This is a genomic window from Pseudomonas sp. FBF18, from assembly GCF_024261405.1.
GTDB classification, from domain to species: domain Bacteria; phylum Pseudomonadota; class Gammaproteobacteria; order Pseudomonadales; family Pseudomonadaceae; genus Aquipseudomonas; species Aquipseudomonas palmensis.
Window position 1 is genome coordinate 53,891 of record NZ_QKRS01000006.1, and the last position, 15,859, is coordinate 69,749.

Here is a 15,859-nt window from a genome sequence, read left to right on the forward strand (position 1 = left end):
GAGTTTCGGGTGGACGAGTACCAGCAGACGATACGCACCCTGTCTGATCGCATTGTCCTGGCGCAAACCCCCATTCGCGTACTCGATGCGGTGAAATGGGACGACAGCATTCGCCAGGGTTTCCTCAAGGCCAAGGGCCGGGAAATGCCGGCCGTGGACCGCGCCTACTATCAGAGCAGGCCCTTGTCGTTCGACTCCAGCGCGGTGAAGCTCGAGTTCCAGAACATCGAGCGCGACATCACCCGCCAGCTCGGCCAGTTCAACCCGGTCGGGCAGATCATGCGGCGCATGTGCAAGGAATACCGCATGGTGGTGCGCATGCTCGAGGCGCGCGGCACCGAAGACTTCGGCCTGATTTCCCAGGAGCTTTACGGCGCCGCCTCCGACGCCTTCCATGCCGGCGACCCGACCCTGGCCGACCTGGGCCTGATGCTCTCGGACTACCTGAACAACATCGACGGGCGCGGCGACCTCAAGGACGAACCCAAGGACCTCACCGCCAAGCAGGCCGTGGAGCTGCTCCAGGGCCGCCTGAACAAGGTGTTCGGCGAGGCCGAGGAAACCATCCGCGTGTTCGAGTCCGACGGTATCGTCGCCGACGCGGCGGCGGGCGCCGACTATATCAAGATCCGCAGCGACGCGATGTTCAACAGCCGCGACGTGCGCGCGCTGGAGGTGCATGAAGGGCTGGTGCACGTGGGCACCACGCTCAACGGCCTCAACCAGCCGATCTGCACCTTCCTGGCCAAGGGCCCGCCCTCGTCGACGGTGACCCAGGAAGGCCTGGCGATCCTGATGGAAGTGATCGCCTTTGCCTCCTACCCCAGCCGCCTGCGCAAGCTCACCAACCGCACCCGCGCCATCCACATGGTCGAGGAGGGGGCGGACTTCATGCAGGTGTACGAGTTCTTCCGTGCCCAGGGGTTTGAAATGGCCGAAAGCTATGGCAATGCCAGCCGCGTGTTCCGCGGCTCGGTGCCCAATGGCCTGCCATTCACCAAGGACTTGTCCTACCTCAAGGGCTTCATCATGGTTTACAACTACATTCAGTTGGCCGTGCGCAAGGGCAAGCTGGAGCAGATTCCGTTGCTGTTCTGCGGCAAGACCACCCTGGAAGACATGCGCACCCTGCGCCAACTGGTCGATGAAGGCCTGGTGGAGCCACCCAAGTACCTGCCCGAGCAGTTCCGCGACCTGAACGCGCTGTCGGCCTGGATGTGTTTTTCCAACTTCCTCAACCACCTGAGCCTGGACCGGATTGAAGCCGATTATTCGAACATTCTCTGAGCACTGGCGGGTCGGCCTGCTGGCCGCGCTGCTGAGCCTGGCCGGCTGCAGTTCGCTGTTGTTCTACCCCGAGCGTGGCCTGCCGTTCACGCCCGAGAAGGCTGGGCTGGCCTACCGCGACGTGAGCCTGACTACCGAGGACGGCACGCGCCTGCACGGCTGGTGGTTGCCGGCCAAGGCCGGGGTGCCGGTCAAGGGCACGGTACTGCACCTGCATGGCAATGGCGGCAACCTGGCCTGGCATCTGGGCGCCAGCTGGTGGCTGCCCGAGCAGGGCTACCAGGTGCTGCTGGTGGACTACCGGGGGTACGGGGTGTCCCAGGGCGAACCGACCCTGCCGGCGGTGTACCAGGACATCGCCGCGGCGCTGGACTGGTTGCAGCAGGCTCCCGAAGTGCAGGGCAAGCCGCTGGTGCTGCTGGGGCAGAGCCTGGGCGGGGCGATGGGCATTCACTACCTGGCGCAGCATCCCGAGCAGCGCCAGCGCTTCAAGGCCCTGGTGTTCGACGGGGTGCCGGCCAGCTACCGCAAGGTGGGCCAGTTTGCCCTGAGCACTTCCTGGCTGACCTGGCCGTTCCAGGTGCCGTTGTCGTGGCTGGTACCCGATGGCGACAGCGCCATCGGGTCGATCGACCAGCTGAGCTCGCCGCCCAAGCTGTTCTTCCACAGCATCGACGACCCGATCGTGCCGTTGGCCAACGGCCTGGCGCTGTACCGCGCCGCGCCGCCACCGCGGGTTCTGCAACTGACCCGTGGCGGGCATGTGCAGACCTTCGCCGACAAGACCTGGCGCCAGGTGATGCTGCGCTTTCTGGATGATCCCGAGCATTTCAACGGGCTGCGGCGCTTGGCCGAAGTCCCCAATTACCCTGACGAGAAGTCGCAATGAGTGAAGAACGCAACGCCATCCCGCTGATCATTACCGGTATCTGCAGCATCATCGGTACGGTGGGCGTGCTCTGGTACTACGGCTACCTGCATTTCGCCAAGCCCCAGGATGCACTGTTGCTGGCCGACTACACCATGCTCAAGACGGTGCCGGGGGAGGACTACAAGATCTCGCTCAAGCCGGCGGCGCAGGTGGCGCAATGCATCGATGGCGTGCTGGTGCTGTTCGACACCGAACAGAAGGGCCTGACCGGCGTGCTGGTAGACAACCGCAAGCAGGCGGTGCGCTGCATGGGGCAGGAGACGCCCCAGCAGGTCCAGCAGTAAGCGGTTCCCGGTACGCCGCGTGAACGCCTGCGGCGTACCGGGCACGAGTCAGCTACGTGACGAAGGGCCCGGGCGCGGCTCGCGCAGAATGGTCCTGGTCAGTTCCATGCGGGCCTGTTCGACCCGTTTCATCAAGGCCTGGTAGGCCGCGCGGTATTCGCTGCTGTTGAGCGACAGCATGTCCGGCAGCGCTTCATGCAGGCCCAGCCGACCACTCAGGTGCAGGATGTCGCGCAGGCGCGCCTGTTCATCCTCGCTCAAGGGTGGCGGCAGTTCTTCGTTGCTGACGGCGTCCAGGTATTCGCTGATTCGATCCCGCCAGCGGTTGACCTGCTCCAGTTGCGGTGACGCGGCAAAATCCAGGTAGCGCTGCCAGTAGGCCTGCCCATAGAGGTAGTCGGGCAACTGGCTCATCTGGGAGCGCAACACGGCCTCGCAGGCTTCATCGAGCATTGCCGGGGTAACCCAGCGGGTGTAACCGGTGAAGGCCTGGGTGGCCGGCTGGTCGCGCAGCCCCAGGCGCGTGGTCAACGCGATCCTGAAGTGCAGTTCGATTTCGCTGTAGTCGATCTGGTGCCCCAGGCGGCGCCAGCCCGGCAGGTTGGCGCTGACATGCTCGCGCAGGCGCAGTGCGCGCCAATGGCTGATCGCCATGTCGATCAGTTCGCCCTCGGCTGCCGCATCGCCCACGCTCGCCAGCGCCAGGTCGGCGTGCAGCAGGTTTTCCAGTTGCGAGAACACCACTGCATCGCGGTCAATGCAACTCACCGCCTCGAGCGCCACCTCATACAGGGTTCTGCGCAGGTCCTGGCCGAAAGCACCCCGGATCAATGCCTGGATTCGCGTGCGCATTGCCGTGTGCCTTGGCGGCAAGGCGTGCAGACGGTCCTGGCGCAGCAGCAAGGCGAAGAACTCGATCACCGCCGAGCCGTTGTCTTCGAGCAATTGCCGGGCCCGTGCCTGATCGTCAGCGGACATGCCTTCGAACAGGCGCGGTGCGTCGCGCAGTGCCGTGGCGTGGCGCACCGAGGCCGGTTCGACGTCGGTGGAGCCCTGCGAGTCGGAGCTCCCGGCGCTGGATGCATCGGAGTCCTGCAGCGTGTTGCCTGTGGCGATCATGTCGTCCTCGAACCGCTGGCGCTGTGATTCGGGCAGGTACTCGTATGCCATGCGCAGGCCGCGTACAAGGCCGGCCCCTTCGGGCACGCTGGCAATGGCCAGCCCACGCAGGTCGGCGCTGTGCACCCGGGGCAGTCGCTCAAGGCCCGTGGGCCACTGGTCGACGGGCGAGGCCAGGTACGACAGGTCGAGCTCTTCCAGGGCCTGCATGCGGGTCACGTCCGGCATGCGTGAAAGCGGGTTGGCGGACAGGTCGAGGCTGACCAGGCGCTGCAGGCCACCCAGATCGATGATGTCCTGTTCGCTCAAGCTGATGAGGTTCTGTGCCAGGTTCAGGGTGTGCAGGTGCGTTGCCTGCTGCAGTGCGGCGAAAACGCCCTGTTCGAAGCGCGCGCTCGAGCCCTGCAGGGTCAGAATGCGCAGCGAGTCGCGGGTCAGCAGACGGGTCATGTGCTGGGCCGTCCAGCTGAAGTCGGGCACGTCGATGTCGTTCAGGATCAGGGTCTGCAAGCCGCCCAAGGTTCCCAGTTCGGCCAGGCGGGTCGGGGTCAGCCGGGTACGCGACAGGTTCAGGTGGCTGAGCCGGTGCAGGTTCTCCAGACCTTGCGGCAGCTCGGTCAGGGGCAGATTGACCAGTTCCAGCCTGTGCAGGTTCGGAAAGTGCTGCACGAAGGCTGCCAGGCCGTCGATGCGCGGTGTATCCAGGACCCTCAGCGCCACCACTGCCGGCAACGTCACCGACAACGGTGGCAACGCCTGCTGGCTGTCGATGCGAACCTCGTCCCGCCGGCGCAGAATGCGACATTCCCAGGCCCGCACCAGCTGCTGCGCCACCTCTGTGCGCTCGGCGTGGGCAGTGGCATCGGCACTTTGCTCGACCCACCGGTCCAGGCTGCCATCGAGTTGCAGGCGCTCCTGTTCCAGCTGCGTCACGTGCGCGCCGATGGGCTGGTTCTGGCTGAGCAGGTGGGCGATGTAGGCATTGACGTAGCGGCGCGCAATGGGCAGCCGATGGTGGCTGATCAGGCGTTCGAGGCGGGTATGCAGTGGTTCGCGATTGAACATGTTCTGCTCGCCACGACTGGGGCTGCGTTGGGTCGGGGCATTGGCGGTGGTGGTCAACCAGCTTCTTTGCACCGGCAGGCCCAGCAGCAGGCGGGCGCGGGTGGGGCGCGCCAGCGCCATTTCCATCAGGCGCTGGTGCAGGCGCTGCGGCTCGTTGAGTCCGAAGCCCAGGCGGGCGCTGCGCGACTCGCCCAGTGCATGCAGCAATGCGCGGTAGAACCCGAACTCGCTGGTGTCCTGGGCCAGCAGCACCTGGGTCGCGCTGATCGCGTGCCAGCCCTCGTCTTCATCCAGGTACACCGAGGTGGTATCGACATCGGTCTGGCCCAGCGCTGCAAGCGGGGTGCCGAACCGTGCGCCGCTGCGCAGCAGCAGCGCGGTACCGGCCGGCCAGTGGTCCAGGTGTTCGAGCAGGCGCACGGCCAGGATGAAGGTGTCCTGGTTGATCGAGGCCGGCTGGGTAAAGCCCTCCAGGGCATTGCTCAGGCGCGCGTCATGGTCGAGGGCACGCGCCTGCTCGGCCACGTCCAGAGGCAGGGGCAGCGGCGGGGTCGCCTGCAGCGGGGCATAGATGCGCTGGCGGTTTTCGTCCAGCAGTCGTTGCGCGACACTCAGTGGCAGGTTCGGATAGCGTTGCTGGAGCTCCAGCACCGCATGATCGGTATCCAGTTGTGCCAGTTCGAAGCGGTGCAAGGCGATCGCCCGATTGAGCCGAGGTGACCAGGCATCGTACAGGTCGGCCGGCGGCGGGTTGCAGCCAGTGGTGCAGGGGGTGGCGGTGTCGCCGGGGGTAGGGGTCGAATCGCCGCTGCGACGGGTTCGCCTCGATGCCGGTTCCTTGCCCAGATAGACGGCCACGGCCTGGTAGAAGGCCTGCAGCTGGGGCACATCATCGATTTCGGGTACCGCCAGCCCCTGGGCGATCAGGGCCATGCTGCGCGCTACCTGGTCCTGAATGCGTGCCCGCTGCAGCACATGCGCCAGCAGCGCGGGCGCGGGTCGGTCGCGCAGGTACATCTGGCGCAGGCTTGAATTGTCAGCCCCGCTGACGCGACCCAGCTCCAGCAGGCGCGCATCGTCGAAGCCGGCCGCGAGCGGCCCCATGCGACGCAGCAGCGACAGGCGTTCCCAGCGCTGGGGCTGCTCGTGGCGATGGTGCCAGGCTCCGGCACCGTTGTGGTACAGAGGCGGGCAGTAGGCATCCTTGTCGGTGGGGTGGCGTATCTGCCAGTGGCCCTCGGGGGCCTGCTCCACCCGGTAGAACGCCTGGTTGATCATGATCGCCTTGTGCGCGCCCTGGGTGTAGAGCCCCATGGCATCCGGTTGCCCGGTCGGGGAGCTGGCGGCGTCAAGGCGGTAACTGCTCAGGTCGGGTAGCCAGCGCCGATAGTCGGCGGGTGCCGGCTTGATCACACGCAGCGGTGTGACCCACTGCGAAGGTGCCTGGCCTTCGTCTTCCTCGGTGCAGCACAGGCCCGCGCCGGCGCCGATCAGCAGATGCGCTTCGAGGGCGCTGGCGAACGGGGTGCACAGGGTGTTCAGGCTGTCGGCCTGCTGCGGTGTGGTCGGGATCAGCAGGCGGGCATCGTCGAGCAGGCGCTCGATCATGTGCTTCTGCACGAACCAGCGCAGCCCCTGGTCCAGGGCGCTGGTGTCCATCGGCAGGTCCAGCATCGCGTCGCTGGCCTGCCAGCTGCTCACCACCCGCTGCTGGTGACGCAGGGGGATGAAGCGCAGAAAGTACTGCTGGAAGGCGGTGCTCGCCAGCGCGCCGCGCAGGCTGGCAAAGAAGTGCGTGCGCGAGGGGTACTGCTTCAGCGGGTGCTGCGGGTGGCCCGGCATGTACGCGACGCACGGGGCATCGTCCACCGGCGGGCCGAGCAGAAGGATGCCGGGCACCAGCAGGTCGTCGAACAGCCTGAGCGATGCGCACACCGTTACATCCGGGCCGAAGTACGGGCCCTGTTGTGGGAACTCCGCCGAACCGTCCGGATAGGCGCCGATGATCCACTCGAGCAACGGCCTGCCTTGTCTGCCCAGGTGGCCCCGGATGTGCGCGATGCTGTATTCCTCGCGCAGGGTCGCCAGGTACGCATCCTGCTTGGCGTCAAGCAGCGTACGGCGCTGGAGCATGGCCTGCAGGTAGGTCAGGTAGACCTCGTCCAGGCTCCTGCGCTGCTGCACGCGATGGAACACCTGTGCGGTGACGGTGGCGAAGTCCTTCGCAGACAGGTCCAGAAGGTTGTAGGTGTACAGGCTCTGAACCTGCGCGAATGCCTGCGTTGCCCGCCGTCGGGCCAGTCGACCCAGTACCTGGTACTGGTGCAGCTGGCGTCGTTGCTCGGGGCTGGCCTGCTGCAGCCAGGCCGGTTGCTCCTGGGTTTCAAGCGGCGAGAACAGGGTATCGAATTGACGCACCTGCGCGTCGGTGTTGGAAGTGGGCATGGTGCACAGTCCTGGTGGAGGGGGAATGTGGCATTGATCCAGAGGCCCGGCAGGTGGCGGTGGTAGTTATTTGCGCAAGGGGCAGGCAAAAAAAATCCCGCCCTGTAACAGGCGGGATTCTGCGGGTTGCTCAGCCTGTCAGTAGGCTTTGCTTACCGAGCGTGGCGCTACCGGCTGGTTGTCGTTGGAGATGGTGACCTCCACGCGACGGTTCTGCGCACGGCCCGAGTTGCTGGAGTTGTCAGCCACCGGGAACTCCTTGCCGTAGCCCTGGGCCACGATGCGCGATGGGTCTACGCCGGCACGTACCAGTGCGGTGCGAACCGCGTTGGCGCGACGCTCGGACAGCGACTGGTTGTAGCTGGCAGAGCCCTTGCTGTCGGTGTAGCCCTCGACGATCACCTTGCGGTCAGGGTTTTCCTGGAGGAACTGCGCCAGGGTGGTGATGTTCGGCAGGGCGCTGCTTTTCAGGTTGGCCTTGTCGAAGTCGAACAGCACGTCGCCGAAGGTCACCAGGGTGCCGCGTTCGGTCTGCTTGGCGTTGAGGCTGTTCTGCAACTGCTTGATTTGCGCATCACGGGCATCCAGGCGGGCCTGGGCGCGTTTGGCGGCAGCACTTTTCAGGTTGTTCTCGGCGTCACGCAGGGCGATGGTCTGCTTGGCCACTTCCACGCGCTGGTTGGTCAGGTAGGCGAGCTGGTCGACTTTCTTCTCGTCTTCCTTGTTCATGTAGGCCTGGTCGGCCTTGTTCAGCCAGTCTTGCGCGTCCTTGGTTTCCAGCGCCGCGACCTTGCTCGCCTGCGGGTTGCTCTGCAGGGCGGAGAAGTTGGTGCGGGCGGATTCCAGGTTCGGGTTAGGCGGCGTGGAGCAGGCAGCCAGACCAACGCTCAAGGCCAGAAGGGCGGGGATCATCACGTGTTTACGCATAGTGGGTCATCCTTTATCGATTACGAATGCATGGGTCGGTGAGGCGAGCGGCTTACTGCACGCTGCGCATGCCTTCCTCACGCAGGTCCTGCACGCCCTGGTTGGCGTCCTGCACCGCTTTTTCGGCCTTGGCCGCCTGGGCTTTGCGCTCGGCGACGCGAGCGTCCCATTCGGCCTGTTCGGCCAGGCGCTTGGCCTCGTCGTACTTCTTGTCATGCATGGCGATTTCAGCTTGTTTGAGCTTGTCCTGAGCCGCCTTCATTTCCACCGCCGCGAACTCGGTACCGCCCGCGCTGACGGCGGAGTTCACCGCTGACTGCGTTACGGCGTACTGCTCGGTTGGCGGATTGCCTGCGCAGCCGGCCAGAACCAGGCTGCTGCCCAATGCCAGCGCAGCCAGCTTGAGCCCGCGCAGTTGGGTGAAGGAGGTTTTTTCGGTGCGGGTCTTCATGGTGGTCAACTCCATTGGATCACTCCTGATGAACAACGAATTCCGTAACAATCCATCGGCATGGCCCGTCAGCCTGGGGAACACGATATGCCCGTAGCTTAGGGGTTTTGCCGTAATGGCTATTGGCTGTGACCGAAGCGTTTTTTGAATAGTTCAGAAAAAAGTCTCGCCTTATCGTGTTTTTATCTGACTGATCGGTCAGTAGGTTTTCGGGGGAACTTTGCAGCGCGTGCGTAGTACGCGTGCCTGTATGGGTATAGACGGGGTTTGTGGTTCGGGCCATCAAAGGGCCTTGAATGCGGGGTTCTCGAGGCGGCTGCACGGCCCGTTGCAGAGGCCTGCGGGCTGTGGCGCTCCACAGCGCAGCCCGCAGTCGGCCAGCGGATCACTAGTGCGCCGGCCCGTCCTTGCGCTCACTCATGTCGCGCAGGTAACGGCGTGACAACGCCAGAAACCGAGGGGTGGGGCCGACGTCTTCGTAGAGCGGATTGTCTTCCTCGTCGGTGGCGATCACCTGCTGGCCCTTCACATACGGAAAGCTCGCCTCAAGCTCCTCCAGCGCCGCGCCGAGCAATTCGCCCAGCAACTCTTCGGGCCGGCGCTTGGGGTACATTTCGCTCAGCGCCGCCAGGCGCGCCGCCGCTTCGACGTCCAGGTGCAGGACGTGGCCGGTGGCGCTCAACGGGCCCTTGGCGCTGTGTTCCCAATGCTCGGCTAAATCACGGATCTTCATGGTGGCCTCCCACAGGTGGATGTGTTCGTTAGAGCATCGCCACCGCACATAGTTTGGTTGCATCGCCCACCCGGCTTGAAAGCCCAACCTCGACGGGGCACTCTGGACCCAGAGCTGTTTTCCCAGGATGCGGAGGCAAGGCTGATGACCGATATCGATGTGCGCTTGCGAGAAGATGTTCACCTGTTGGGCGAGTTGTTGGGCGACACCGTGCGCGAGCAGTACGGCGAAGCCTTTCTGCAGAAGATCGAAGACATACGTCGCAGCGCCAAGGCCGACCGCAGCGGCAGTGCAGAGCAGCTGAGTTCGACCCTGAACGATCTTGCCGAAGACGAACTGCTGCCGGTGGCGCGGGCCTTCAACCAGTTCCTCAACCTGGCCAACATCGCCGAGCAGTACCAGCTGATTCGCCGTCGTGATGCCGACCAGCCCGCGCCGTTCGAGTCGCGCGTGCTGCCCGAGCTGCTGGCCCGGCTCAAGGCCGCCGGGCACAGCGACGACGCCCTGGCTCGCCAGTTGGGCAAGCTCAGCATCGAACTGGTGCTGACCGCCCACCCGACCGAAGTCGCGCGCCGTACGCTGATCCAGAAGTACGATGCCATCGCCGCGCAACTGGCCGCCCAGGACCACCGCGACCTGACCCCCGCCGAACGCGACCAGGTGCGCCAGCGTCTGCAACGGCTGATCGCCGAGGCCTGGCACACCGAAGAGATCCGCCGTACCCGGCCGACCCCGGTGGACGAAGCCAAATGGGGCTTCGCGGTGATCGAGCACTCGCTCTGGCACGCCATCCCGCATCACCTGCGCAAGGCCGACAAGGCGCTGCACGAGGCCACCGGCCTGCGCCTGCCGCTGGAGGCTGCGCCGATCCGCTTCGCCTCGTGGATGGGCGGCGACCGTGACGGCAACCCCAATGTCACTGCCAAGGTCACCCGCGAAGTACTGCTGCTGGCGCGCTGGATGGCCGCCGACCTGTTTTTGCGTGACATCGATTCGTTGGCCGCCGAACTTTCGATGCAGCAGGCCAGCGAGGCGTTGCGCGCCAAGGTCGGTGATTCGGCCGAGCCTTACCGCACCCTGCTCAAGCAACTGCGTGATCGCCTGCGGGTGACGCGGGCCTGGGCCCAGAGCTCGCTGGCCAGCCCGCAGCCGGCCCCCGCCGAGGTACTGCACGACAACCGCGACCTGTTCGAGCCGCTGCTGCTGTGCTTCGAATCGCTGCACGCGTGCGGCATGGGCGTGATCGCCGATGGCCCGCTGCTCGACTGCCTGCGCAGGGCCGTTACCTTCGGGCTGTTTCTGGTGCGCCTGGACGTGCGCCAGGACGCCGCCCGGCACGCCGACGCACTCAGCGAGATCACCGAGTACCTGGGCCTGGGGCGCTACGCCGACTGGGATGAAGACGCGCGTATCCGTTTCCTGCAGCAGGAGCTGAGCAACCGCCGGCCGCTGCTGCCTGGCGACTTCAAGCCCCAGGCCGATACCGCCGAGGTGCTCGCCACCTGCCGCGAGGTGGCCGCCGCACCTGCCGCCTCGCTGGGCTCCTACGTGATCTCGATGGCCGGCGCCGCTTCCGACGTGCTGGCCGTGCAACTGCTGCTCAAGGAAGCCGGCGTGCGCCGGCCGATGCGCGTGGTGCCGCTGTTCGAAACCCTGGCCGACCTGGACAACGCCGGCCCGGTGATGGAACGCCTGCTCGGCCTGCCGGGCTATCGCGCCAGCCTGCACGGGCCGCAGGAGGTGATGATCGGCTATTCCGATTCGGCCAAGGATGCCGGCACCACCGCGGCGGCCTGGGCGCAGTATCGTGCCCAGGAAACCCTGGTGCGCATCTGCCGTGAAGAACAGGTCGAACTGCTGCTGTTCCACGGTCGCGGCGGCACCGTGGGGCGTGGTGGCGGCCCGGCGCATGCGGCGATCCTGTCGCAGCCGCCGGGCTCGGTGGCGGGGCGCTTCCGTACCACCGAGCAGGGCGAGATGATCCGCTTCAAGTTCGGCCTGCCGGACATCGCCGAGCAGAACCTCAACCTGTACCTGGCTGCGGTGCTGGAGGCGACCCTGCTGCCGCCACCGCCGCCGCAACCGGCCTGGCGCGAACTGATGGACCAGCTGGCCGCCGACGGCGTGAAGGCCTACCGTGGCGTGGTGCGCGACAACCCCGAGTTCGTCGAGTACTTCCGTCAGTCCACCCCGGAACAGGAACTCGGCCGCCTGCCACTGGGCAGTCGCCCGGCCAAGCGGCGCGCGGGCGGCATCGAGAGCCTGCGGGCGATCCCGTGGATCTTCGGCTGGACCCAGACGCGCCTGATGCTGCCCGCCTGGCTGGGCTGGGAGGCGGCGCTGAACAATGCGCTGGCCCGTGGCCAGGGCGAACTGCTGGCCGAGATGCGCGAACAGTGGCCGTTCTTCCGCACCCGCATCGACATGCTCGAGATGGTGCTGGCCAAGGCCGACGCCGACATCGCGCGCTTCTACGACGAACGTCTGGTGCAACCGCAACTGCGACCTTTGGGTGCCCATCTGCGCGACCTATTGTCGCAGGCGTGCCAGGTGGTGCTGGGTCTCACGGGGCAGCCGGTGCTACTGGCGCACAGCCCTGACACCCTCGAATTCATCCGTCTGCGCAACACCTATCTGGACCCGCTGCATCTATTGCAGGCCGAGCTGCTGGCACGCTCGCGCGCACGCGAAGCCGCTCTGGACAGCCCCTTGGAACAGGCGCTGCTGGTGACTGTGGCGGGTATTGCGGCAGGTCTGCGCAACACCGGTTGAGGGCGGGGCAGGGGTGGCGCGCCAGTGCCCGGCGCGCGCCCCGAGCACCCGGGCGAAGCGGTTTCGCCCCCGGTTGCGCCGGGCGCAACCCGGGCACGAACGGGCCTCACGCAGTATTTTTTTCCGACTTTCGACCGCTTGTGTGGTCCGGGTGCGCTGTGTATCTTGAGCAGCCTTTTGACCGATTTGCGGTCATCACCCGATTCTTGGGATTGGCCCTGAGTGGCGAATCCATTGATTTGCTTATAAAAAATTGAGGAGCACAAGATGCGCGTAATTCTGCTGGGAGCTCCCGGGGCCGGTAAAGGTACTCAGGCAAAGTTCATCACCGAGAAGTTCGGTATTCCCCAGATTTCCACCGGCGACATGCTGCGTGCCGCGGTCAAGGCCGGCACCCCGCTGGGTCTGGAAGCCAAGGCGATCATGGACGCCGGCAAGCTGGTGTCCGACGAGCTGATCATCAACCTGGTCAAGGACCGCATCGCTCAGGCCGACTGCGCCAAGGGTTTCCTGTTCGACGGTTTCCCGCGCACCATTCCCCAGGCTGAAGCCCTGGTGAGCGCCGGCGTCGAGCTGGATGCCGTGGTCGAGATCGCCGTTGCCGACGAAGAGATCGTCCAGCGTATCGCCGGCCGCCGCGTGCACGAAGGTTCGGGTCGCGTGTACCACGTGGTCTACAACCCGCCGAAGGTTGAAGGCAAGGACGACGAGACCGGCGAGCCGCTGATCCAGCGCAAGGACGACACCGAAGAAACCGTGCGTCATCGCCTGTCGGTCTACCACGAGCAGACCAAGCCGCTGGTGGACTTCTACCAGAAGCTGTCGGCTGCCAACGGTGGCAAGCCCAAGTACAGCCACATCGAAGGCGTGGGCTCGGTCGATGCCATCACCGCCAAGGTGCTGGCCGCTCTGAGCTGATCACCGCTCGGATGTGCACACAACGGCCCGCTTGCGGGCCGTTGTTGTTTATAATGCCGTTCTTTTTTCTTGCCCCCTGGAACCCCCGATGACCACCTTGCTGGCCCTGGATACCGCCACTGAAGCCTGCTCCGTTGCCCTGCTGCATGACGGCAAGGTGCTCAGCCACTATGAGGTGATCCCGCGCCTGCACGCGCAGAAGCTGCTGCCGATGATCCAGACGATGCTGGCCGAAGCGGGCATCGCCCTGTCGGCCGTCGATGCGATTGCCTTCGGCCGCGGCCCCGGCGCCTTTACCGGGGTGCGGATCGCCATCGGCGTGGTGCAGGGCCTGGCGTTCGCCCTCGAGCGTCCGGTGCTGCCGGTGTCCAACCTGGCGCTGCTGGCCCAGCGCGCGTTGCGCGAGCACGGCGCCGAGCAGGTGGCGGCGGCGATCGATGCGCGCATGGACGAGGTGTACTGGGGCTGCTACCAGCAGCAGGCCGGCGAAATGCGCCTGCTGGGCAGCGAGGCGGTGCTGGCCCCCGAACAGGTCAGCCTGCCGCCGGGCGCGGCCGGCGACTGGTTCGGTGCCGGTACCGGCTGGGGCTACGCCGAGCGCCTGCCGGTGGCCGTCAGTGGCCAGGACGCCGGCATGCTGCCCCACGCCCTCGACCTGCTGACCCTGGCGCGGTTCGCCTGGGACCGGGGCGAAGGTATTGCGCCCGATCTCGCCCAGCCGGTGTACCTGCGCGACAAGGTGGCCACGCCCAAGGCGCGGTAAACCGCTGGTCGTCTATCGCCGTTGCGCATAAACCTTTTGCTCGATATGTGGTCCAGTTATCAGTCGGGCATTTGCGAAGTCTCTCAGGTGCCGCTAAATTGCCATCATTGCTCCTGAGTAATCGTTCATGCGTGTCGACGGCTTCTCTTCCCAGTCCTATCCGATCAAGCGCCCGCTGCGCAAGCCGCCGGTGCGCGAAGAGGACGTGGACGAAGACCTGCCGGGCGAGTTCGAGGCGCAGCCGTCGCCATCAGGTGCTGCAGGCGGCGCCAGCCGCAGCGGCCTGCCGGTGCGCCAGCAGGACATGATATTCCCGCGGGCGCGCAACAAGCGCACCGCCCAGGCCCTGGCCAGCTACCTGACCACTGCCGGCTTCGTGGACTGGGAGATGGAAGTGCTGGGGTTGGACCTGTACATTTGAGGCATGACGCCTTTACCTTACTTTCTCGGTTGCCCGTCCTGGAGTGAAAACGCCTGGCGCGAGTACCTGTACCCCGCCGAGGCCAGACCCAGCGACTTTCTCGGCCTCTACTGCCAGGTGTTCAATGCGGTGGAGGGCAACACCACCTTCTATGCGCGCCCCGCGCCCGCCACCCTGGAACGCTGGGCGCAGATCATGCCCGCGCACTTTCGCTTCACCGCCAAGTTCCCCGGCGACATCAGTCATGCAGACGACCTGCGTCAGCAATGCGTGGCCGCGCAAACCTTCATCAACCTGCTCAAGCCGCTAGGCGCCCGTGTGGCGCCCTACTGGTTGCAGCTGCCTGCCAGCTTCGGTCCGGCACGCCTGGGCGAGCTGGTGGCATTTATCGACGAGGTGGACGTGCCGCTGGCGGTGGAGGTGCGCAACAAGGCCTTCTTCGCCAAGGGTGAGGAGGAACGTCTGCTCAATCGGCTGTTGCTCGATCGCGGCGTCGAACGCATCTGCCTGGACCCGCGTGCCCTGTTCAGTTGCACCTCGCGCGATCCGGGCGTGCTGCATGCCCAGTCCAAGAAACCGCGGGTGCCGCCACGCCCTGCCGCCTTCAGCCAGAGCCCGCAGGTGCGCTTCATCGGCCACCCGGAACTGGCGGCCAACGAGCCGTTTCTGCTGCCGTGGCTGGACAAGGTCGCGGCCTGGATCGAGGAGGGGCGCACCCCGTACGTTTTCCTGCATACTGCCGACAACCGCCTGGCAGCCGCGCTGGCGCAGCGTTTTCATCAGGGCCTGATGGAGCGCCTGCCCGGCTTGCCGGCCTTGCCTGAACTGCACAGGGCGCCCGCAGCTGAGCAGCTTGGCCTGCTCTGACCGCCCCGTACCGCCTGCTCTGGAGTTGTGATCATGGATGTGCAAACCCTGCGTGCCGAAGCCTTCAAGGCGCTGCATGAACGTGATGGCGCCTTTGTCATCCCCAACCCCTGGGATGCAGGCTCGGCCAAGCTGCTGGCCAGCCTCGGCTTCGAGGCGCTGGCTACCACCAGCGCCGGCCTGGCGTTCTCGCTGGGGCGCCCCGATGCCGAAGGCGCCATGAGCCTGGAGGAAACCCTGGGCAACGCGCGCAGCATTGTCGATGCCACCGCTCTGCCGGTGGCTGCAGACCTCGAGAACGGCTTCAGCGATACGCCCAAGGGCTGCGCCGAGGCCATCCTGCAGGCCGCCGCTGTGGGGCTTGTAGGCGGCTCCATCGAGGATGCCAGCGGCAACCCGCAAGAGCCGATCTATGGCTTTCATCAGGCAGTGGAGCGCGTCGAGGCAGCCGTTGCGGCGGCGCGCAGCCTGGAGTTCCCGTTCACCCTGTGTGCCCGCGCCGAAAACCTGCTGCACGGGCGCCTGGACCTGGACGACACCATCAAGCGCCTGCAGGCCTTTGCCGAGGCCGGTGCCGATGTGCTGTACGCGCCGGGCTTGCGCAGCGCCGAGGAGATTCGCCAGGTGGTGCAGGCCGTGGCGCCCAGGCCGGTCAACGTGCTGATGGGGCTGAGCGGGGTGGACCTGAGCGTAAGCGACCTGCAGGCGCTCGGGGTCAAGCGCATCAGCGTCGGCTCGTCGCTGGCGCGTGCGGCCTACGGCGCGTTCTTCCACGCCGCCGAACGGATCCAGCAGCAGGGCCGCTTCGACTATGCCGAACAGGCGCTGCCGTTCGACCAGCTCAACCAGTTGTTCAGGCGCTGATCGTCCATGCGG

13 protein-coding genes are annotated in these 15,859 nt (G+C 65.9%); 9 read left to right on the forward strand and 4 right to left on the reverse strand.

The window, feature by feature from the left end; all coding sequences use genetic code 11:
- Positions 1-9 precede the first annotated feature (9 nt).
- The 3 genes from DN387_RS11510 to DN387_RS11520 are packed head-to-tail and all read left to right on the forward strand — an operon-like array spanning position 10 to position 2,502.
- Positions 10-1,287 (forward strand): flavohemoglobin expression-modulating QEGLA motif protein, encoded by a 1,278-nt coding sequence (locus DN387_RS11510; protein ID WP_054915013.1) that lies wholly within the window; start codon positions 10-12, stop codon positions 1,285-1,287.
- Positions 1,259-2,176: an alpha/beta hydrolase gene (locus tag DN387_RS11515; RefSeq protein ID WP_043863217.1), complete on the forward strand. Its 918-nt coding sequence runs from the start codon at positions 1,259-1,261 to the stop codon at positions 2,174-2,176. Before DN387_RS11510 ends, DN387_RS11515 begins: the two co-directional genes overlap by 29 nt.
- Positions 2,173-2,502, forward strand: a complete 330-nt coding sequence (locus tag DN387_RS11520) for a hypothetical protein (RefSeq protein WP_043863218.1) — start codon at positions 2,173-2,175, stop codon at positions 2,500-2,502. The genes DN387_RS11515 and DN387_RS11520 overlap by 4 nt, the downstream gene beginning before the upstream one ends.
- Before the next feature lie 48 nt (positions 2,503-2,550).
- Here DN387_RS11520 and DN387_RS11525 read toward each other — a convergent pair whose 3' ends face one another.
- The 4 genes from DN387_RS11525 to DN387_RS11540 form a co-directional block, all read right to left on the reverse strand.
- Entirely contained in the window at positions 2,551-7,131 is a 4,581-nt protein-coding gene (locus tag DN387_RS11525) for an NEL-type E3 ubiquitin ligase domain-containing protein (RefSeq protein ID WP_054915012.1), read from the reverse strand.
- A gap of 138 nt (positions 7,132-7,269) precedes the next feature.
- Positions 7,270-8,058, reverse strand: a complete 789-nt coding sequence (locus DN387_RS11530; RefSeq protein ID WP_043863220.1) for an OmpA family protein — start codon at positions 8,056-8,058, stop codon at positions 7,270-7,272.
- Between the two features lie 52 nt (positions 8,059-8,110).
- Positions 8,111-8,524, reverse strand: a complete 414-nt coding sequence (locus DN387_RS11535; RefSeq protein ID WP_043863221.1) for a DUF4398 domain-containing protein — start codon at positions 8,522-8,524, stop codon at positions 8,111-8,113.
- Positions 8,525-8,897: 373 nt separating this feature from the next.
- Positions 8,898-9,242, reverse strand: a complete 345-nt coding sequence (locus DN387_RS11540; RefSeq protein WP_043863222.1) for a hypothetical protein — start codon at positions 9,240-9,242, stop codon at positions 8,898-8,900.
- A 144-nt stretch (positions 9,243-9,386) separates the two neighbouring features.
- Between DN387_RS11540 and ppc the strand changes: the two genes are divergently transcribed.
- The 6 genes from ppc (at position 9,387) to DN387_RS11570 (ending at position 15,847) form a co-directional block, all read left to right on the forward strand.
- Complete coding sequence (gene ppc / locus DN387_RS11545) at positions 9,387-12,014, forward strand: phosphoenolpyruvate carboxylase (protein WP_043863223.1); 2,628 nt, start codon at positions 9,387-9,389, stop codon at positions 12,012-12,014.
- A gap of 267 nt (positions 12,015-12,281) precedes the next feature.
- Positions 12,282-12,932, forward strand: coding sequence for an adenylate kinase (gene adk, locus DN387_RS11550; protein WP_043863224.1), 651 nt, complete (start codon positions 12,282-12,284; stop codon positions 12,930-12,932).
- Positions 12,933-13,020: 88 nt separating this feature from the next.
- Positions 13,021-13,695, forward strand: a complete 675-nt coding sequence (tsaB, locus tag DN387_RS11555; protein WP_043863225.1) for a tRNA (adenosine(37)-N6)-threonylcarbamoyltransferase complex dimerization subunit type 1 TsaB — start codon at positions 13,021-13,023, stop codon at positions 13,693-13,695.
- Positions 13,696-13,822: 127 nt separating this feature from the next.
- Positions 13,823-14,116: a hypothetical protein gene (locus DN387_RS11560; protein WP_043863226.1), complete on the forward strand. Its 294-nt coding sequence runs from the start codon at positions 13,823-13,825 to the stop codon at positions 14,114-14,116.
- A 3-nt stretch (positions 14,117-14,119) separates the two neighbouring features.
- Positions 14,120-14,983 (forward strand): DUF72 domain-containing protein, encoded by an 864-nt coding sequence (locus tag DN387_RS11565; RefSeq protein WP_054915011.1) that lies wholly within the window; start codon positions 14,120-14,122, stop codon positions 14,981-14,983.
- A gap of 33 nt (positions 14,984-15,016) precedes the next feature.
- The gene (locus DN387_RS11570) at positions 15,017-15,847 is read left to right on the forward strand and encodes an oxaloacetate decarboxylase (RefSeq protein WP_043863228.1); all 831 of its coding nucleotides are present in this window, start codon (positions 15,017-15,019) and stop codon (positions 15,845-15,847) included.
- Positions 15,848-15,859: the final 12 nt, after the last annotated feature.